The organism is Pluralibacter gergoviae ATCC 33028 = NBRC 105706, from assembly GCF_001598855.1.
GTDB classification, from domain to species: Bacteria; Pseudomonadota; Gammaproteobacteria; order Enterobacterales; family Enterobacteriaceae; genus Pluralibacter; species Pluralibacter gergoviae.
Map to the genome: position 1 here is coordinate 259,127 of NZ_BCZS01000004.1, position 21,630 is coordinate 280,756.

The 21,630-nt window shown below is 41.2% G+C and carries 14 protein-coding genes and 2 pseudogenes; 8 read left to right on the plus strand and 8 right to left on the minus strand.

From position 1 onward, the window contains the following. Positions 1-105 precede the first annotated feature (105 nt). Together ENGE1_RS06960 and ENGE1_RS06965 are read right to left on the minus strand one after the other, a co-directional pair. Positions 106-2,706, minus strand: coding sequence for a UvrD-helicase domain-containing protein (locus ENGE1_RS06960; protein ID WP_064360583.1), 2,601 nt, complete (start codon positions 2,704-2,706; stop codon positions 106-108). 308 nt (positions 2,707-3,014) lie between these two features. Further along, positions 3,015-3,962 carry an ArdC family protein gene (locus tag ENGE1_RS06965; RefSeq protein WP_064360584.1) on the minus strand — a complete coding sequence of 316 codons (948 nt, stop codon included), beginning with the start codon at positions 3,960-3,962 and terminating at the stop codon, positions 3,015-3,017. Between the two features lie 494 nt (positions 3,963-4,456). Between ENGE1_RS06965 and ENGE1_RS06970 the strand changes: the two genes are divergently transcribed. The 6 genes and pseudogenes from ENGE1_RS06970 to ENGE1_RS29190 all read left to right on the plus strand — a co-directional run. Further along, positions 4,457-4,798, plus strand: coding sequence for a zinc-binding dehydrogenase (locus tag ENGE1_RS06970; RefSeq protein ID WP_064360585.1), 342 nt, complete (start codon positions 4,457-4,459; stop codon positions 4,796-4,798). 116 nt (positions 4,799-4,914) lie between these two features. Beyond that, complete coding sequence (locus tag ENGE1_RS06975) at positions 4,915-5,883, plus strand: threonine ammonia-lyase (protein ID WP_064360586.1); 969 nt, start codon at positions 4,915-4,917, stop codon at positions 5,881-5,883. A gap of 574 nt (positions 5,884-6,457) precedes the next feature. Further along, positions 6,458-7,516 (plus strand): hypothetical protein, encoded by a 1,059-nt coding sequence (locus ENGE1_RS06980; protein ID WP_064360587.1) that lies wholly within the window; start codon positions 6,458-6,460, stop codon positions 7,514-7,516. A 3-nt stretch (positions 7,517-7,519) separates the two neighbouring features. Continuing rightward, positions 7,520-8,635 (plus strand): hypothetical protein, encoded by a 1,116-nt coding sequence (locus ENGE1_RS06985; RefSeq protein WP_064360588.1) that lies wholly within the window; start codon positions 7,520-7,522, stop codon positions 8,633-8,635. A gap of 12 nt (positions 8,636-8,647) precedes the next feature. Beyond that, complete coding sequence (locus ENGE1_RS06990) at positions 8,648-9,325, plus strand: hypothetical protein (RefSeq protein WP_064360589.1); 678 nt, start codon at positions 8,648-8,650, stop codon at positions 9,323-9,325. A gap of 68 nt (positions 9,326-9,393) precedes the next feature. Continuing rightward, positions 9,394-9,651: pseudogene (locus ENGE1_RS29190) on the plus strand (tyrosine-type recombinase/integrase); the annotation flags it as partial. A gap of 8 nt (positions 9,652-9,659) precedes the next feature. On the opposite strand, the gene ENGE1_RS26845 reads toward ENGE1_RS29190, so the two are convergent. The 6 genes and pseudogenes from ENGE1_RS26845 to rdrA form a co-directional block, all read right to left on the minus strand. Next, positions 9,660-11,423 carry a UvrD-helicase domain-containing protein gene (locus ENGE1_RS26845; RefSeq protein ID WP_073971309.1) on the minus strand — a complete coding sequence of 588 codons (1,764 nt, stop codon included), beginning with the start codon at positions 11,421-11,423 and terminating at the stop codon, positions 9,660-9,662. 1 nt (position 11,424) lies between these two features. Beyond that, positions 11,425-13,569 (minus strand): ATP-dependent nuclease, encoded by a 2,145-nt coding sequence (locus ENGE1_RS07000; RefSeq protein WP_064360591.1) that lies wholly within the window; start codon positions 13,567-13,569, stop codon positions 11,425-11,427. A 118-nt stretch (positions 13,570-13,687) separates the two neighbouring features. Further along, positions 13,688-13,923: pseudogene (locus tag ENGE1_RS29050) on the minus strand (Arm DNA-binding domain-containing protein); the annotation flags it as partial. A 204-nt stretch (positions 13,924-14,127) separates the two neighbouring features. Beyond that, positions 14,128-14,865 carry an antiviral RADAR system accessory protein RdrD gene (gene rdrD / locus ENGE1_RS07005; protein ID WP_064360592.1) on the minus strand — a complete coding sequence of 246 codons (738 nt, stop codon included), beginning with the start codon at positions 14,863-14,865 and terminating at the stop codon, positions 14,128-14,130. Between the two features lie 11 nt (positions 14,866-14,876). Continuing rightward, the gene (rdrB, locus tag ENGE1_RS07010; RefSeq protein WP_064360593.1) at positions 14,877-17,621 is read right to left on the minus strand and encodes an antiviral RADAR system adenosine deaminase RdrB; all 2,745 of its coding nucleotides are present in this window, start codon (positions 17,619-17,621) and stop codon (positions 14,877-14,879) included. Then, the gene (gene rdrA, locus ENGE1_RS07015; protein WP_155731552.1) at positions 17,621-20,344 is read right to left on the minus strand and encodes an antiviral RADAR system adenosine triphosphatase RdrA; all 2,724 of its coding nucleotides are present in this window, start codon (positions 20,342-20,344) and stop codon (positions 17,621-17,623) included. The genes rdrB and rdrA overlap by 1 nt, the downstream gene beginning before the upstream one ends. A 380-nt stretch (positions 20,345-20,724) precedes the next feature. Here rdrA and ENGE1_RS29195 point away from each other — a divergent pair, with 380 nt between their 5' ends. Continuing rightward, on the plus strand, positions 20,725-20,934 hold the full coding sequence (locus tag ENGE1_RS29195; RefSeq protein WP_081214704.1) for a hypothetical protein: 210 nt from the start codon (positions 20,725-20,727) through the stop codon (positions 20,932-20,934). Between the two features lie 128 nt (positions 20,935-21,062). Next, positions 21,063-21,605 carry a DUF3916 domain-containing protein gene (locus tag ENGE1_RS26855; protein WP_071883369.1) on the plus strand — a complete coding sequence of 181 codons (543 nt, stop codon included), beginning with the start codon at positions 21,063-21,065 and terminating at the stop codon, positions 21,603-21,605. Positions 21,606-21,630: the final 25 nt, after the last annotated feature.

Here is a 21,630-nt window from a genome sequence, read left to right on the forward strand (position 1 = left end):
CAGGAATATGGAGAACCCATCCGTATCATTCGCCATCCCGATACAACCGGTCTTTTGGAACCAGAAACAAGTATCACTTCTTAAGCCAAGGCATTGTCTGAGCATTCATAACATGATTTCTGATGGCACCGTCACACTATTTTTGCGTTCACGCAAGCAGGCCGTTTTCAGGATATTGTATGCACCTGTACTGTTTTTAGGCGCATACCAGTAAACCCGTTTAACACCACGAGTAACCGCCACATACGCTAAACGAAGGGCTTCATCTTCCATCGCATCATCATAAGTAGAGGAAAAGTACTCAACGATTTCATAAATGCGGTTTCGGAACGTATTTCCCTGAAGGGATCGACTATCTTCAAAAATCACTGCAACTTCACCCTGTAACCCTTTCGCAGTGTGTATCGTATGAAACGCGACGTTTCGACCAAACCGACCTGCCGCTTTGATTTTCTTCAGGGTGATGTTTGTCCGGCTCAAAACGATAACTTTGTTCTTATCCGATTTCTGTTGTTCCGATACCAGTGCTATCTGTTTTCTGATTAAATTAACCGCATCTTTTACCCAGCCCTCATCAGCTGGATCATAATCGATAAACTCAACCCCGGACTCATCACCGTCCGGCTTACGACAAGGTATTGCCTTTTTATCAATTTTAGAATGAACATTCTTCATTAACAATTCAGCATCATGAATGATCTGCCCGTCTGACCGAAAGTTTTCCATCATGTGAATATTCTTGTTCTTGCCCAGGCTTTCATGAGTAGGGAAAAAATGTGAAAATTTCATAAATATTTCCGGCGAACTCCCCCGCCAGGCGTAAATGGACTGCCAGTCATCACCGATGGCCATAATGCTTGGCTCCCGCTCCTGCTGGGCCAGTTCTTGCTGTACAGCTTTTATCCACATGGCTATCTGTGGTGAAATATCCTGAAATTCATCAATCAGCAGATGTCGTAACGGTATATACTTATGGCGTAATTTATCCCGGTGATTTCTGAGAAAATCAGAATCAGAAAAAATAAGAAATGCCCGATTGAATGTAACGTACCCTTTCTCAATTATCATATTCTCGAAGTAATTCCAGAACATAATGATTGCACAGCAGAAGTGGTATTCCAGCCCCTTACTTTTGAAATTCCTGATATTCTTTATCGCAAAGCCCACCTCCATCCCCATACTTTCTATGAAAGAAGCCTGCTGATACATCAACTCGACAATATCGGTTTCAGTCAATTCCCCTGCCAGTTTGACATCGAAAAAAGGAACCTCAGTAACTGAATCTTCATTTTCCTGTCTGGCTAAAAATCTCATCAGTCTTAACTTTGAACTGCTGTCAATGAAGATAAATGGCTTATCACATCGCCAGGCCATAATCTTATTCCTCAGGGACAAGCAGGAGAGGATGGGGAATTGTTCTTCTTTTCCGTTATATCCCCGGTAGCAAAAAGACTCGCTCTTATCAAAAAAATATTCGTTATCCATCGTACTGCTTAAAAAAACAGGTTGCCCGGTGGACTCAATGAGGCCATTAGCATAAAAAACATGACCTTCCGTAGTAAAACATTTTACCGGTTCTCGCGCCACCCCCGCTATGGGCCATAACCCTTTCTCCGCCCAGACCTCATTCAACCTCATCGCCAGTTCGAGATCCCTTTTTCCAGCATTCCGTAATGCTGCTTTTTTGAGATCACTATCGTCCTGGACTGGTGCAGAAAGTGCCGCCAGCTTCATCAGTTCTATAATTTCCTTTCGGAAGCGTTGGTTATCATTAAACAAAGAAACATAAGCTTCATTCAGTAACATTTTTTGTTTTACTGACATCTTTCCCGATGAAAACGGGTTATCGATGTCACCATCTTCAGACAGAAGAACCTCATCGTTATCTTTCAATGTATCAAACCAGGTTTTCCCTGCCAGTAAATCGCGACTAAATGCGGACAATGCTGAATGGAATGTTCTGACCAGGCCAAAAACACGCTCTTTAGTTAAATCGTCACGCCAGAATTTAAGAACATGGTATATTTTCGCTCTTAACTCTTTGCATGAATCACGGGTAAAAGAAATTACGGTAATTTCATTAAGGGGAATGTTGAGATAACAGTGCATAAAGACAACCCGCAGCACCAGCGTGGTTGACTTTCCCGATCCCGCGCCAGCCACCACACACGTCGAAGGGTGATCAGATAAAATCATCTTCCACTGAGAAGCAGTGGGGGCGCTGACAATGCCCGCTGAGACCGCAGTGGCAACAGCGTCTTCCATTTGTCTGGCCAAAGTAGCTGATACAGGGAATCGCTCTGGGCCATAGACAGAATTATCAATGTCGGGAAACACATCCGATGTTCTCACGTCTTGAATTACAAAGAGATTTTTCCCTTCTTCAAGACCCGCTTCCCTGCCTTCCCTTAAACCTCTGGTGTGTCCTTCTTCATATCCCTTTATTCTGCCCGATTCATGCTCATCGATACGGATTTCTTCGAGTTCTACTCTAAGCAACCAGGCAGCTATTTTTTTTAAGTATCCCGGCACCAATGTCTCCTTTACATCCTCATATTTGCTACCACAGCAAGTTATAGCCACTATAACACACGCTTTTGCCTGTCTGGTTGATACGAAACAGACTCTTGCCCTTGCGAACGGGGTATTCCTGTTAACCAGGGGCGGTTTGTGTTTCTCCTTTTTTGGCTCTGTCAGTTTAAGCATCTCGGGTTCCTGCGTTGATAATCCGTGCTCCGAAAAGACTATCATTCCGCAGCAGATACGGTGGTTTGCCTTAAAAAAACTTTGTCCAGCGAGCCTTCATCACAGCAGGTATATTCGGTATCATACCGGGCAGTACATCAAAAAGACGCTAAGCGGGATTTGCGTGCTCTTTGCCCTCACCCGCAGCCTGCGAATGTTGCGGACATCATATGCCCGCAACATTCGCAGGAAAATTGAAATCCCTGTCACTCTGCCTGCCCCGGTATAAGGTGAATGCCGCATTCCTTTGCGGCGTCCTTTTGCTCAGTTCAGACCTTATCCATTAGATAACGATGCGCTTTTGAGGCCGTGCTGGCTGCTTTGAAAATATAGCGCTTGTCGTTTTTCAGTGCTTTCAGCCAGGAAGCAATGTAGCTTTCATGCTGAACCTCCCCGACAATCCCCAAATCCGCCATCAGAAAAGCACTTCCCAGCTCCGCCACCAGTTCTTCCTCTGCATAATTCGCACTGCCAAACTTCCCTTTCATTTCACGGTTCAGGCGTTTTTTGCCACCACTCCAGTGAACCAGCTCATGCAGGCCGGTAGCGTAGAAGTTAGCCGCATCCGAAAACAGATGGCGTTCCGGTAGCCAGACTTCATCAGTTGATGGGCTAAAAAAGGCGTTTTGTCCTTTCTCTATGATGTTTGCGCCGCTCTTATGGAGCAGATTTTCAGCCTGTGGCAACGGGTCAAATGTCGCTTCCGGGCTGACTGTGTCAGATATCAGAGGCAAACCTTCAATTTGCTGAACGTTAAACACGGTGAAAGTTTTCAACATCGGGATATGCTCAATGTCTCCGGCGGCGTTTTCCTTCTCTAGGGTGGTGTAGAAAATGGCTGTTGTGCCATGTTGACCCTCGCGAACCTGTCCACCTGCTTCCTGAGCCTGTTTGTAGGTCATCCAGCGTGAATCGCTGAACCCCTGTTTTGACGCACTGCACCACAGTAACATGATATTCATGCCACTGTAGGTTACGCCGGTAGCGTAATTGGATGGCAGACCAGACATGCCTGATACACGCTGCCACGGGCAGGACCAGGGTTTAACACCGGCTTCAAGCGCTGCAATGATGTTGTCGGTAACGGTCTGATAAATATCCTTTCTGGTTTTAGAAAATTTCGTTTTTGAGGAGCCTGACTGCTCCAGCGGGGATACGCTGGTCGCCGCTGCGGTGTTAGGGGCGCTTGTCCGGGTGGTATACAGGGAAATGGTCATGGTTTTTTCTCCGTCAGTGTGTGATTTTCGTCTTCGTATCGCCTGACGGTTCGCTTTCCCGGCATCGTTCCGGCCTGCAAGGGCGCAGCATGCGTTCTATTTACCCTTGTGGGACGGGTTGTGCTGGGAAACGATTAACCGGAAGCCGATACAGGAATGAAAAGCGCACAGGAGAAAAACTTGCCCCTGCATAGCCGGGCGTAGCGCCCCTTACTCCGTAGTGGTGAAAAGTCGATTTGGTGGTGTTGAGTCGGTGACTGGCACTGACAGGAACTTCATGTAGGTGTTAGCATTCTTTCCTGCCGGACGAGACGATCCTGCTAACCTGGGGTGGTTTGTTCTTAAATTGTCTCGTTCCGGCATCAATCACTAGCTGTTCCGGGCTATATCCGTATTGAACGCAGCATAGAGTTTATCTACCACCACCCGGATCCGGGGTGAGAGATTTCTTGACACAGGCCACAGCGCCGTAATGGTCATTGCGGGCCGCTGGGTTGTCCGGGGGGCATGGATTTGACCATATTCTGGAGCTCATCGGCGGGGATAATTTGCGCCAGTCTGCAGATGCCCTTGCGCCGGGAGGCAGGATTGCTCAGATTGGTTTCCTCAAAGGCAGTGACATGGTTGTTCCTGCCGTCTCCCTGATGCTGAAAAGAGCGGTTATTCAGGGGATTACCGTGGGTCACCGACGGGCTCTTGAGGATTTATGTCTGGCTGTTGACCGTTATCGGATAAAACCGGTGATTAATAAAATATACGATTTCTATGACGCGCAGGCAGCCTTCACACATCTGGATAGAGGACCATTCGGGAAAATCGTAATCCGAATCGGTTAAGCATTTGGGGTGTATATAGAAAAAGTTTTCTATCTTGTATGACATGCAGGGGGACATTTTCCTCCTCATTTTCTTATGATCCTTCTACCCGTTCGCTTTCAATAAGAGACATACTGATGAGCACTTACATTACTCTGTCTTCGATTATCGCCGCTGCCGAAAGGATTAAAAAATCCGTCATTCGTACCCCCACGGTTTTGTCTCCGGGATTGTCGGATATGGTGGGAAGAGACGTTTTTCTCAAACTTGAGAATTTGCAGACTGGCGGCTCTTTTAAAGCCAGGGGAGTGCTGAACCTGCTTTCCGCTTTTACCGGTAATCTGAAAGATTACCGTTTCGCTACCGTCAGTGGCGGTAACTTTGGTATCGCAGTGGCGGAAGCGGCCAAAGCGCTTGATATAAACGTGACCGTGATTATGCCAGAAAACGCCCCGGCCTCATCCATTGAAAAAATACGCCATTCTGGCAGCACTGTTATTCTTGAAAAAGATGTCAGCTCCGCGTTTGAACGGGCAAGGACGCTTGCAGAGCAGGGATACCACATAATTGATGACTGTAGCGATACGCTGGTCGCGGAAGGATACGGAACCCTTGCACTCGAACTGATGGAAGATTGCCCTTCACTGACCGATGTATTTGTTGCGGTGGGTGGCGGTGCAATGCTGGCAGGCATTGCGACGGTACTCAAATCCCGTAATCCAGACATCCGGATATGGGGAGTGGAAACGGAAGGAGCCAGTTCGATGTACCAGGCATTGAGGGCAGGAAACCCCGTCAACGTGGATATCACTTCTGCCATTTCAACCCTTGGCGTCCCTGTGATTGACCGCCTTATGCTTGAACACGCGCAGCGCTACATTGAAAAGGTCATCACCGTGTCGGATAGCGACGCCATAAAGGGCATGCTTTCATTTGGCGAGCAAGCCAGGCAGTGGGTTGAGCCAGCAGCCGGGACACTTATTCCCGCAGCTGTCGCTGTAATCCCCGACCTCCCAAAAGATGCGGTCATTGGACTCATCGTATGTGGGGGTAACGTTACGCAACGAGAGATGAATTCGTGGGCAAACCATCGAGTTCTTAGTTAGGTATTATGTAATAAAAACAATAGAGTATATCTAATCACCAAGCTTATTCCTGACGAAATGAAACCGCATGCGCAATTTCCACTCGCTTTTCTGAACACAGTTGAAGCGGGACGGGTTGTGCCGGGAAACGATTAACCGGAAGCCGATAAGGGAACGGAAAACGCACAGAAGAAAAAACCGCCCTTGGCAGCCGGACGTAGCCCCATATGCTCCGCAGCGGTGAAATGAGTGCGGGGATAAATTGAGCACCCCATTTCCGCTTCAGTGCCGTACCTGTTCGGTGCTCACTCTGATGCGCTATGCTTCAGTTATGACGCTAAAGCGTTACGACCAAAGCTATTGAATAAACAGGATATTGCAGTGTCACCTCCTGTCCCCGTTGTTTGTCCTTTTAAAAATACATATCCGCTGGGCCCCAAAAGCGGGAAGACAAAAAACAGGAGAACTTCTTGCAAATTGATGCATCAACTCTATGAATATGATAAAGATAAAGTTGGTAATTTTGAACTATATCTGATAAGCAAAATTACCTGTAAATTGACCACATTAATTTAATATTTTGAGGTAATTACACATGGCTGGCGAGACGCAAAATATCTCATTAATGGCTGATAAAATATCATCAGAGTTATTTAAATGGTTCAAATGGGAGCAAGTCGGTACTTCCAATGAAAATTTTAAATGCTTGAAAAAAGACGAGCATTCTACTAAGAGTGATACTCATCCTAATGATGTTGTCTATAAGTATCACGATCCGTACCTCAATCGAACTGTTTTTTTCAATACAGACCTAAAAAGTTATGCAAAAGGTTCAATCACAGCCACTTCAATGAGAAACGCCTTAACATCACTTGCTAATGCAATTGACTGCGCTGAAGGGAGCAAAGAATGGAAAGAAAGATATTCTTATATCACAGGCTCATCAGAAGTAAGAGGACTTCTATTCGCTTATAACCATGATGGTAACTTTGACCAGTCATTTTATGATGTTTTCCATTCAGTTAAAGATACAACGGAAGCAAAAGGTAAAAGAGGTATAAATCTCGATAACTTGCCATTGAAGCAAGGCCAAAAAATACACATCATTGAACCTCGCGTAATCAATTACCTTCAATCTGTTATTACTGATTTAACTAAGCTCAGCCATCAAGGGACTTTTCCATTAGGTTCTAACTATCAGTTTTACTATCCGGATCTAACCCTTCATAAAGTTAGCGGCCTCCCTGAAAGTTTACCTGCAACGATTGAGTCATTAACTGGTCCCTTTTTTATCATTAAACATGGCGAGGTCAAACGTCTTAATGAGAAAACTGAGGAAGTTGAGAAATCCTACGATCATGGATACGTAATCTATTACAACGGTGAAGGTAAAAACGAGTATGAGTTCATCTATATATTCGACACATTGTCAAAATATCAGCTACTTGATGGAAATGAAAAAATAAGAATCAGATTAATCCATCCAAATATTTACAAAGACGTAAGAGGAATCTATATGAGAGCTATAGAAACCTATTCACGTGAATGGGGTTTTGATGAACACAAACGCTCTATAATTGAATCCATTGAATTTGAACTTGTTGATTTCACTAAGCCAAATTTTAGCTCAGTTGAAATTGGTTGGGAGCGATAATAGATGAAAATCGGACTATATAGTGTTACTGATAAAGCTTTGTTTGATGCATTAAATCAAACAAAGGTAACAAATGATGACATGAAGTCTCTTTTTTTTAAGCGAGGAACCATTATATCTAAAGACACTAAAAGGAAATCGCTAGCTTTAGATTTTTCGCGCTACTTTCATGGTTTTGATGATTATAAGAAACTTTCAGAAATTTTTGGTTCTATTGGCCGAAGAGAGAAATGTTCAATCAACATCATTAACGCAAATGTTGAAAAAAATGATATTGAAGCAGCTGTGAAATTAGTTTGTGAAGATTTACAAAAGGAAGGTGATCAAACGGATTTTATTTATACTGACGCAGGAATCGAAGTAAAAATAAAATATATAAAACTCGACTATAAGATGAATGAATTCAGACAATCCTCTACAAGAGAGGCTATTGTCCTTATAGAAAAAAATGAGGATGGTGAATTTATAGCAAGATTCCCACAAAACAGTAAATCCAGAGAGTTCACCGATAAACTTGTGAACAAAATTAAATCCGAAAACGTCGATAGCACTGTATCTATTGATGAGATAACGTTGGAGAGCGTCAAAGATCATTCAGAACGAACCTATTTTTTTAAAAAACTGATTGAGAGCATACCAAATTATAATTGTATTGATGTGACAGATGTATATGTCACCCACCCTGTTTTAGAGGATAAGAAAAAAGAAACTACTGATGAAGATAATGATGATGAAATTGAAGATATCTCTGTAGATTTGGGTTGCCATATATCAAAGGCGTCGTTGAAAGGTCGAGGTGTTTTAGAGTCCAAAGAATTAAATGATCTTCTTTCGCAAGGATTTTATATAACAAAGATCATTTGGGTGTCTGTTGTAAATGGATTCGTCGATTCCAACAAATTTGAATTTGAAGCTCAGTTTTCAGACACTGACAATTGCAAACTTTTTTCATATCTTGTTAGAGGCCAATACAAATATAAATCTATTGATGACTATACACATAGACAGAATGTCGAAAAAGAAAAGGAAGTAATATTATTAACGCTCATCGAAGGGGCAGCTCGTGAAATTTCAGATGAGATAGTTGAAAGGAACTCCATTAAAGTTAAAGCTGAGTAATAGGAGGGTGTAATGAAGACTAAATGGTTTAATGCATATTTCCAAAAGTCATATGATGAAGTTTATGACTCTATCATACATACTCCCTTCAAAGACGATAGTGGGTGGGGGTTCAGAATCAACCATTACGAACACGATATATTGTCAGCTAGATATATCGAACGTATAGAAATGAAAGAGACAATTACTGACCCATTTGGGAACGAGACATTACTTGAATATTTTAAATTTATTCAATTTAATTTCTGGTTGAAAAGAGAAAGGGGTAATAACTATCTATTATCTATTGAGTCCGCTCCTCGAACAATAAAGGGGTTTATTGCAAACATGAGAAATACGGTATCTTCTGAATTTAGTGTTTCTAATCTAAATATTGTAGTTGAAGAATTCATTAGTACCATGCGAGAGCATTTTTCTGATGTAAAAGTAATTAAGGCAAAAATCAAAGGATTAACATTTAGCAAACACACATTCGGCGATCTCGAAATAGAATCATCATTCGATGCTTTAGACGAAATAAAAATATTTTTTAATAAAAAAGATTTTAAAATTGAAAAAGCCAAATTATTAATAGGCATTATTCCAAATGAAGAAACTATAGAGATTAATTCGAATGGAACAATTATTTTTTCGGAAGACAACTTTAGAAATATATCAGAAACAATCGAAATGATTAATCACTTGAAGTGATTCGGAAGGGGCATTATATGCCCCGAACCAATTTCCCAAATATTTTTTTCTCATTATCCTATCGCTAATTACCTGCATCACGAATGAAAGCTCAAAGAGAACATGTTATTTCCCTGCCCTCCCAGGCTGTCAAAATGCTCAGTACGCTATAAAGGTTAACCGGACTTCGGCAGCACCTTTTCCCGGTCAGGGATAATCCGCTAGGTTCAATGACATCGCACTCTCTGCGTCAGCTATTTAAAAGCCTCGGCTGGAGTGGTACTTATAGCCCACATGACACCAGAACTACAGGAAGCACGCGTTTAAACGAGATGGATTATCGACCTCAAGAACCTCATTCACGGGTATAATCAAATTTAGTTCTAGAGAGCACTTCATTTGCAAGATAAGGACCGCTTTTATGCCGCCGTTCGACTTCTGATATTAAGTGTAATTTTTTCTTAGCTCTTGAACACAATACGTACAATAGCCTCTTAGACTGCAACTCATCCTCATCAAATCGTGGGACAATACCCTGTAGCAACCCAAAAGCAATGACACAATCAAACTCCAATCCCTTGGCTGAATGCACCGTAGTAACTGTCACACCTGATTTTTTATCAAACATTTTCTTGTAGTGCTCAGTTTTTGTCAGAACTCCCAAACCTTCAACTTCCAGCTTTTCCTTTCTTTTTTGTGCAGACGAAAAAAAGGCATTATATGATTCACTAAACTCTTCATTTTGCAAAATATCAAAGTCAAAATACTCTGAGCTCTCCTTGAAAAAAGCTTTTAGATAGTTTAGTCCATCTTTTTCTTGCACATCCAATGAGTTACAATATCTTAGAAAATTTTTTACCTCGATTGAATCGTTTTTCAAAATCATACCAGCTTCATTCAACTGCGTCAGAAATTCACTTGCATAATAAATTCTTGTCAAATAGTTTTTCGGCGAAGAGGGGATTAAAGCGATTCTTGCAAATTTATACCAAAGACTTTCTGTGTTTAATGAGATAGGTGTGACACCAGGACCGTTGAAAGCAATGTCAGGCATTAATACCATTAAGCGCCGAGTTATCTCAGATAAATGGAACCACCATGGAGCAATAATACAAATATTGGACTGTGATATCCCATCACTTATGGCAGAATGGACTAAATCCTTCACATAATTATCTAACACAGCGATACTACAACTTTTATTATAAGTCACTTTTGAATCATAACTACTGAATTCACCAACTGCTTTAAATGGCTCTCCAGCAATTGTTCTGAATAATGAAAAATAATTTACAATAGATTGACTCGAACGATAGTTGTCATTTAAATACAACAATTCGAAATCAACCCCAGATCTTGCACAAAAATCTTCAAAACTTAATGCAACCCCTCCCATAGAATTAAATATAGCCTGATTTGGATCTCCTACAAAAAATAAACGACAGGTATTACCCCTTGACTTCACTAGGGTAAAAAGCAATTCATATTGTAATATTTGAGTGTCTTGGTATTCATCTACAAGGATAAGATTGAATATTCTCGAAAGATTTAAAGCAATTGATTTATATTGAACCAAAAGCAAATAAGAAAAATATATGACTTGATCGAAATCTATTAAATCGTTAGATTTGAGGTGGCTGTAATAATCCTCCACTGCCCTCCTATTATTTACTCCTTTAACTTTCAACCCTCTTTCATTCCAACCAAAATCAGTTTTGAAAATACTACACGAGTATTTATCGCAAAACATTTTCTTTAAACCATCAGCATCATGTGGATCAATAATCCTATACCCAAACCTTATATCTTCGCAAAATCCTGAGTAAGGTTTTAGTATCCATCTCAAACAAAAAGAATGAATTGTACCAATCCATAACTTTTCTAATGAAATACCCATCTCAACAATTCTTTTCTTTATTTCATCAGCAGCATTATTGGTATATGTAATTGCAACAACAAAGCGATCATCTTTTTTTGAAGACAATTCATGAGCAATTTTGTAAACCAATGTTTTTGTCTTACCGCCCCCTGGACATGCCATCACCACAGCATTTTTCTCAAACAGAACAGCGTCAATCTGCTTTTCGTTTAGGAACTCTCTAAGGAAAAGTCTATCCATTTCAGATCATCCTTAAAAGTGCATCATCTTCGTCAAATTTTTCTAAGTAGAGATCTTTTATAAATTGCCTTTTTACGCTCGCTTTACTCTGCGTTAGTACATCAATTATTCTGTCAATACATTCCAACTCTGCTGATTTAGACGGCTCAATATAAAACTGCCTACGGTAAATCAGCACAGTAACTAGAATTGACTTATTAAACTTACCAATTGAAAAGGCTAAAGCATCTAATATATATTCTGGTATTTTAACGTTATGATCAATTTTCTCAGCAAGAGCCAATGCTAACCATCCTTTCCCAGCATATTTAGCTACGCTCAAAACTCTATCTCCATACACCTCAACATCCCGAGATTTGAGGTCTTTTTCAATAGATTCTATTTTACTTTCATGAGTATAAATATCACCAAGAACATTAATAACATATTCTTCGTTACCAAACTCACTCATAAACTCTACTTCAAAAGTATAATCTGCATAAAATGGCTTTACATAAGCGTTTTTGTCACAAAAATGATCTAGTAATATCTTTCTTTCCTTTCCTATTTTCTCCGATCCCAATGCCTTTCTTTTTTTTGTTTTTAGCACTTTAGAATCTTTTTTCTTTATATCACTATAAATAGAACTATCAAGGTCAGTTATAATCGCGCATCGCCTCCTTAGTCTTTTATCATGAAAGATATTAGCGACATTTTTAAAACCGGTACTTCCAACATTTACAATAGTAACACCCAACTCATCTAAGGTTAAACCGAAGAATTTCGAAAATAATGCAGGAATCATTATCTCCTCAGCATCGCCCTCAACTAAAATAACTTTCTTTGCAAACAAAAGGTTACTTCTTTTAGCATCCAAATATCTTTCAAGCTTATTTATTTCTTCGCCAGATAGCCCTGCTGATGGCTGGCACACGTCGACAAAATCTTTACCCTCTGTTTTTGAAATAATATTAACCTTACTGACCTTAGAAGCTTCAGATATTTGCGTTGAATGCGTAGAATATAATATCTGTGTATTCTTGAAATTCAACTTAGTAAATAAAGCCTTCTGTATATGCGTGTGTAAATGAGCCTCAGGCTCCTCAATTAAAATAAAATTAGCTACCTTTCCTTTATTTATAAGATACTTGTACTTTAAAATCTTAAGGGTCAAATATAAAAGATTAGCCCCACCAAGACTCATATCACTGATGGTTCCATCAAAATTTTCAGAACCTTCACTAATAGTTAATGTTAATGATTTAAGTAGCTCTTCAGGCTCATCTGGAAGTTGTGATTTTATCGATAATTTAGTAGGTGAAAATGCCTCACCAACAGTCTCTCTAATGGTGGAATGGATTCCTTTAGAAACATCAATAACATCAGGGAGACTTTCAATTTCCCCATTTAAAGATATAACATTCTCGATTATTTTTTCATAATCCTCATCATTTAAAGTTTCACTTTTTATCTCTAACAACTCTAAAAGCGGGTTTCTTTTATTACCATTAAAATCCTGTATTACATCTCTCAATGCCTTTATAAAAGTGAAAGAAATATCTTTCGATAAAGACATCTGCTTGCTTATAGTCCAACCAATATCTCTGCTATCAAATTTACTTGGGAATACAACCCTATCAAAATCGCCAACAATTTTTAAATACGAATCTTGATTGTAAAAATCTGCAAAACTTCTTCCGGTAAATACAACCTCATAATCATCAATTGAAATATTATTTCTGACTTGAGCTAATGTATCCTTATCGCCTACAGGTAACCTTGCCAACTCCAATCTTTTCGATATTCCTGGTCTGAATATAAGATTATATGAAGCCTCAGTAACATCCTTTTCAGATTCAGCATCTACCGCTCCCCCTTCATGAAGAAAAATAGATTGAACCGATTCATCATGAGATATGTTTTTAAACTTTATATTAATTATTATCCAATGCCCCCTCCAATCGTCTAAGTCATGACTAAAATCATTGACCCCTAATTTATAGGCCCTATATAACATTTCATCATCAAGCAACAATCTTATAGCCCGGAACAAATTACTTTTCCCAGTACCATTCTCACCGATAATAGTATTGATGTCTTTATCAAAAACAAATCTGCTACGCTTGAAATTCCTATAATTTACCAGAACCAATTCTGATATATACATATCAACTCATCCTTAAAATATATTCTGAATAAAAAGATAGCATTTTCTTTCTTTGTTCAATGTAAAAAGAATAGTTATATATGCCAAAAATAGTGTTTTTATCAACATAAACTAGTTTTTTTTCTCTTGCCACGAGTTCTCGCGCTTCTTCACGACGAGAACGAGTGTCGCTAATGTGATCGTTGGGTAGACGCCAAGCGAGATAATTTTGGATTTACCGGCCTAGCGTTAGCAGAACCGCCAGCTCTTGCTTCCACTAGGCTCAATGACCAATGACAAGCCTTGTCCATCCCCATATGTGTAGCGTTTATCTTCAGGCTTAGCGCGACGAATCTGCATATCGTTAAGGGACATGTGTATAAGAATCCGAGACCGAACAGAAACATATACACAATCCTATACACATTTCGAACCGGATTCTACTGGATGGGCACGGCATGATGTGCAATAAATCACATCCCAACGTTTAACCTCTGTTTTAGGGCAACCTTGCCCTCATAGTCCGACAAAAAACCACGCAATTGCGTAGTTTTTTATACAGCATCATATTAAAACCGATTACACTTTTAGCTTATTTTCTATCAACGTCATAAAATAGGATGTATCGCTTACTGTATCCTGGTTTTTTCCGTGATCAGCTTCATCAACAAGCTTCATATACTCGATGAAATGGGATTCTTCGAATTTAATATTCATTTTCTCCCGGAGAATATTCAATTCATCGAGGCGCTCTAACCTTCTGATATAGAGTTTGTGACGTTCATTTTGACGAGTCACCCCCAAGGTACGGTCAATTACCAATGGTAATAATGTCAAACCAAGAAACACGATAAAACCATAAAACACTTTATTATTGGTGCAATAAATAAAAACAAATAAAAGCACGCATGCAATAACAAATACAACATGAGCAAGTAATTTATAATTTAACTTACGAGCCCCAACAACTCCATTCGTATCCTGCGGACTGTATTTACAGTTGAAGCACGTCCACTGCAAGAGTAACACGACACCAGAAATAATAATCCCCAGCAGCAGGCAACTACTGAAGGATATACTCACGGTTCCAAGAATATTAGTCACTTCCTCTGCCCCAACTTTCTTCGTCAGACTCAGACAAAAGAAAAAAGTGAAGAACATGAGGAATGGAAGAGCATAAAGCGAAATTCTACGTATCAGAAAACGAGGCCAGTAGGACAAATACTCTTTTCTCCGTAAATTTTTCAACTCTTCTTTGAGCTTAGGTTGTAGCCCATTGACATCCGTATATTGCAAGTAAGGGAATGTACCACTCACGATAAAATCCTCTATTCAATAACTTCAAATACATTTAAATGATTACGCTGAAACTGTTCCAGCCCGTACAGGCGCAGCCTTTCCAGCCAATATTCTGCCATCGTTCGGCTGACACCACGCTCAATCGCAGCCTCTCGCAGTAGTAAAAATTCCGTCCGTAATGTCGTAGGCATAATCCCTGGATCGTCAGTATTGACCAGAACCCTGACTGGCCCACGGCGCAATCCATAACGATTAAATTCAGCGCCTGGTTTCAACAGTTCTTCATCCGGAGGATTCCAACGAAAAATAGGATGCTCTACGTGCTTTTTGAATCGCGCGATATATACGTTTGATGTTGGGTTGGTTTCTATAATTAACCCTTTACGATCATAGTGATCTAGCAAATAGTCCTGTAAAGCATGCATAAATTGCAGCTCTACCGGCGTATCAATGTCTTGGAGGATATCTTTACCGTCAAGAGCCTGCTGACGCAGTTTACCAGGATTTCCCAAGCCAATAAGCTCCTGAGTTCCCCATTCGTCCGCTACACGCACAACTACCAGTTGCGGCGGCATATCGTCAAGGAGACTCGAGTGTCTTTGCTGATAAAGCTGCGCCGCCACATTGCCTTTATCGCTGAGCGTGGCCCAATCCGGCAGCGCACATTTCTCTTGCGAGGTCAAAGGGGAACCGCCGTGGAGTTGCTGGAGTCGATATGAACAATTACGCCGCAGTAGCCAGGCCCGGTAGAGCGTATCAGGTGTAATATTTTCCAGAGGTTTATCATCACTACAGGCCTGTTTCCCCACCACACTGTTATCTATTTGCGGAGGTCTCTTTTTGCACCATTCGCACCGTGCAATAAAGCGTGCAATTCTACGCTCAAGCAGCGGTAATACCGCCTGAGCGAGAGGCAATGAAGCCGATAAAAGCGTAGCATAGTGCCACTGCCAGACAAGATTATCTAAATGTTCATCCAGAGGTAGTATCATTTCACCATGCCGTTTCGCCCAGAGCGCAGGTTCAATTCCGAGAGCCAGAGCATGTCCTAGCCGGTCTCCCTCCCGCATTTCGCAGAAGCGAACCGTTTCATCAATATGACGCAATCCTGACGCCGGATGTGCGTAATCCTCCCCGGCATGAATACTGAAATGAAAACTCATACTGGCGCGAAGCCCTTCTGGTACGGGATATAATCCACTTCGTAGCCAGCGCAGCATCGGGGCAAAGCCTGCAATTTTTAGTACGTTTTCATCCCCTGCAACATCAAGCCCCCGAAACCAGTTCGACGGCTGAAAATGAAAATGTGGGTTACGTTTACCCCCTAAGAAGACGGGATGATTCCAGCCATTATGACTGTACAGTTTCTGTAACAATCGCTCCGCTTCTGTCCAGTTAGCCTGCAAATCAGCCTTTGCTCGCTTGCCGCGACTTGCAGTTTTAGAGCGAGAAAAGTGCCCACAAAACTGCCAGCGCTCCAGTGCTCCAATATAGCGCAGCACGCGTTCATCTGGCTTAATCTCATGCTCACCAAAAATATACGGTGGAAAAACAGCTGGAATGCCGAGGGTTTTCAGCAATGTCGAGGAAAATCCAGTGACCATCTCATGATCGAAAGCCTTTGGGGATGCTTTCACTTCGGCCACATCGTCTTTACCGGCAAACAGGTAGCGCATATTGCTACTGTCAGCTTTCTTACCCGCACGTAAAGCACCATTAAAATAACGCTCGGTAAAACACGCAAGCCCCTGTCCGTCCATAATAATGTGACGCCGTAGCGCATTTACCGTAAGCCAAAAACAGAGTATTGCCGTGCGCTCCAGTGGATGAGTGTCTTTAAGCTGATAAGAGTGGCAAAGGTATAGCTGCAGCCACAGCCAGCGCGAGGGATGTTTTTTTTCGGAGGCATGCGCCAGTTGGTTTAAAAACCAGCCGGGGCTGACGCTTTCAGTTCCGCGATTCTTTTTAGCAAGCAATAACCAGTCTGGGAGACGATGGATGCTATCCATTGGGTTCTGTAATGCCTTGTACTTCTCAGATACAGTTTTACGCTGATCAAAACCATTTTGAGTTTGCTCAGAAACCGTTTGAGGGGGGGCAGAAAGTAGAACTGTAAGCAAAGACTTTGCTCGATTTATCAACGGTGTTAACTCATCATGCTCTTTGTGCGCCCACAACAACATATCTTTGCTTTTGGGTAGTTCAATCTCTTCAAAAAGATAGCCATCCAAAATAGTATCTCCAGCCGTCACTCCCCCGAGATGTACGTGCCCCTCGGCAAAAGGTTTACCTGCATTAGCAGGTGGAGCAAAAAACGGATTCTGCGCCATCACCACACGGGTTATGTCCGTCAATCGCGGCGGTGGGCTTTGCAAAAGCCAGTCGCCAAGACGCCATCCCACTAGAAGGGCAGGGTCGAGTTCCGCAGCTATTCGCACGTAGTCTTGAACCTTATTTTCGCGGTAATAGAGTAAGTCGCCATTCCGCAACAGTAACTGATCCGCAATGACATCGAGCCAAGGTAGTGTCGGACTCGTCAGTAACCCGTTGTCACATATGTTCCCCACAAGCTGGCGTACGTCGGTTAACCGGTAAGTGCGTGGATATCGGCTATCGATGCTCTTAACGAGCAGCTTGAAAGATTCCTCCTGCAATGATGACCACGTTTCAAAATCCTTGGGTGGCGATAAAAGGATATCTAGAAAGCGTTGTGACAGACGCTCATCAGTGAAAAAACACCCTGCAGCATGTTCACTTAGAGACCGAGTTAACATTATTTGTCACCATCGGGGTAAAGTTCTGCAAATGCTTTCTGAAGCGTATTAATTGCGGGATCATTCTGAGGGAAGTGGTTTGTAACTTCATCAATGAAGTCCTTAGCCTTATCGTAGTTTGGATATAACATCTTAAGCTGTTTTATTATACGTGTTTTAACCAACCGGGAGTGTGAATTTAATGAAAGTTTTCTTGTGATAAACTCTCTTGCCGGGCTGATATCTATAATTTTCTCAGCCTGAATCGGCATTTTTCTCTCGGTCTGAATCTGAGCATTCTGTTTTTGTTTAAACTCAGTGCGTAATACCTCGTCGATCCATTTTTTCAGCGGATGAGTTGCTAATACATAACTTACCGCTCTGGTTTTTTCACCATACATTTTGCGATGCTGATATGCCTCACGATCGCTGTCAGAATTTTGGTTTTGCTCAGGCGTAAACGGTCCAACATTCACTCGGAAGTTATCATGATTATAAAAATTTTTTGCCGAAATAATATTAGTTGTAGCAACCACATCGGATAGTCCGAACAATTCGCCTTTTTCAAAACTACCAAATGCTGACCAAACTGCATAAAAAACCCTACCAAAAACATTTAGAGCCGCATCAACATTTTGCATTCCACTGGGAACAAACACATTATTAGCAACCTGACTATATGTTTTATTAAAGACCTTATAAACCAGCCAAGGTGATAAGTTTGTACTAGCCACATTGTGTGTCTTTCTCCAATGGTTTATTTCATCACAAATTTTTTTCCATGCGTCCTCATTTTTATCCGGCACATCAACAAGAATATCATCAGAAATGTCTCTGTCAGTTTCACTTCTGTTATTCATAAATCTTGTATTCTTTTTCGTAAAATCCTCTTCCAAATCTAACGTTTTGGTAGGTGCAAGCGCGCTAGCAGAGTAAAATGGAGAACGTTGTCTAATTCTCTGCAAGTCGGCCAACTCTAAATCCGAAACAAGACTAGCAATAATTATTTCAAAAACTCTACCAATATTTATCACGACTGACTGTTTAGAGTTTGTATAAAAATTCCTCTGCATCAACGTGGACAAAAGGAAATTTGCCTTGCTTTCCAAAGCAGGATCAAACCCATAGTTCTCTAATTCTTCCCAATACCTCCACTTTAAACTGGTATTAATTCCCGCTTCTGCTACAGGATAGGGTAAAAGCGTTTTTTGCCCTTTAATGGCAGTCAACCAACTCTCCGGTAACCTTGTTCTTAACTGAGATTCCCAATCAGAAAGATCATCATACCTTTCAAAGACATCGTATTCACGAAAATTATGCAATAAGGGTTGAAAAAGCGGAGTCGCAAGAATCGATTGATTACGATTGTCACCCTGCGCCCATGAGACCCAGAACTGTTTTGCCTGAAGCGTTAAAAACACAGCCCCAGCCTTAGGTTCAAAACGAAAATACTCACACAACCTATCGAGCCATGCAGATTGTTTATCATCTTCTAGATAAGCCTTACTATCCCAAGCAGTAAAATTCTTTAGTCCATCATAAAATAGCTTGTAAGCCTCCCCATATTCACGCTTAGCTTCTTTACTCAATTCCCGATGTTTTTCAGCAAAACTTTCAAGAACATCAAGAGGAACATCAGGCATTTGCCACATACGACGTAAGGCCAGCGTACTGACTTTCTTTCTGAATGGTTCAGGAAGCTCACGAATTAAATCCCTGCAATGGTTGATGAACTGGGTTAAAGCACGTATTGAAGGTATCGGTAGAGGTAAATCACTACCCTCAAGGCCATTCACGGGGCCAGTAATAAATATTTTCAACCATGCCATAAAATTACGCAGAGGAATGCCATTTTTATCTAGCGTAACTTCGATACCATCTTGCTGCCAGTAATCACTTACATCGGGCATACTCAGTCTGCGCGGTAGCGGCAGAATTTTACGCTGATACTCAATTGCCAAATCTCTAGCAATATCATATGTGTTCTTGCGATTATATGCTGAATCCTTATTCAACCTTCCATGAAAATCTCGCCAGCAGACCTCATCATATAAACGGCGATCGCCGCTCACTACCGGCAAAACATACGGAGAGGTAAGATAACGACGCAATATTTCCAGATTTTCAAATGCCCGGTTTAGTGAAGTGTCCACATCATCAATCGGTAGTATCAATAATTTCTTTCCGATCAACTCCAACGCAGATTTTAAAAACTCTTCAACGCAATTTGCCAGATGCTTGCTGCCATATAAGGAGCGAATTTTATCCATTCCACGTTGATTCTGTTGCAAATCAACGGACTCCAGTCCGTGTGCCAAGTTCTCAAGCTTCTGGGTAAACACTCTGGACTTATCGAGGTCTCTGCTTTGGGCAGTTTTGATCTCTTTATCATGAAGCACGGCAGCAACAATAATATGCAAGAACAGCGACTCACCATCTTCAAGTAGAGTCGGATCGATAGGATCAAGGATATGAATTTTCCCCGCCAGTTGCTGAGCATTACTCTGCAGATAGTCGTTCAAATTCACTAGCACCGACGTTTTTCCTGTCCCCCTTGCGCCGTCAATCGATATAGCCTTATGGCTACGGGTTTCATTAAGCGCTTCGTGAGGCTTCGGTACTTCATTAACAGCCTTTTCAATAAATCGAGTAAGCTGTTCGTAAATATTTCGGGGAAGTAAGGTATCTGGATCCTTAAGAACCGCAGACTCTCCGCTGTCTAATGGTATGTATATCGTGTTCACAATAATCCCTTTACAGTTGTTTTTGGAGTGAGAAAAGCTTGTGAACTATGAATTTTGATGCAAAACCAAATAAAATCAAGATGGTAATGAGAATAATCTCAAAAATCTAAAATTTTTAATTATTCCACACCGTGACAATGGGCAGTTGTAGAAGAGTGGATTTGGCCCGTTCGCCATCGGTTGACGCATCATTATTCATAATTAAAAGAAATGGTATTGGTCAATCAAAAAGCTCGAAAATAGGTTAGTGCTGTGATAACTAACCACAGATAACACCAAAAAAGATGACTACAACGGAGAGTATAGAAATGATGAATAACAATAAAATCATTACATAACAAATAAATACGAAATCACGGGTCAACGTCTTATCCTCCCCAGTGGTCATTGCCTCTTCAAAATGTATACATTTAGAAGAGGTGGTCACTTTGGTGGTCTTGACAGAAAAGCTGTTACCATTTAGCTTGTTTATTAGCCAGTTACTGGCAAAGGCGATCCCAGTCAGAGGAGCCAGATTTAGAGAAGCCCGCTTAAGGAAACTTAAGCGGGCTTTTTGGTTTTTGGTGCTGCCAGGGGGCCGGTTTGAGTGAGAAACGGACGTTCTTGTGGGGAGCAAATAGTTTGATTATAGTTAAGCTATTAGCTTGAATATAAATTGTATAAATATCAATTATTCTTCTAGAACCATATCTAATTAAACAACCAAGAAGTTGAAAATATGAGTAGACGTTTATGCAGGGATAACCGTACAAAAGTACGTAACATTCCCCGACGTATAAGATCACTTAACCGTTGGGCCGAAAACTTTCGTAACCCAGATCGTGCAATTTTTCCAATAAACGAACGATACTGGAATTTTAAAATCCCAGTGGAAATTAATCTTATTCAAGGAAAATACAGCAAACAAAAAACAAAAGCAGAGTGTGCACAGGCGTTGATTAATGCTTGTTCTAACTTGATACATGCCACAGCAGATTGCGGCAATACACTTCGAATTACTGCCGTAATTTGCCTTCCGGATATGTTTACCAGTGAAGTATGTTTATTTCGTTCTGAGGAATACTTTCAAGGCTTCATCACTGAAGCCAGCTCTGAAAATGGCTCATCAGTACTACTCAAAGAACGTAGCCTTGCCAAGGAATGGGGGCTAACTCTCCCTGATGGTGTGCAAGAGTTAGGTATTACACTTGATTACTATGGAGGTGACGATCCGGATGAGTGGTTTTCAGGCGAACGCTGGTATTATGGGCAACTGCGTTGATCGATACTATTTTCTAAGCATGATA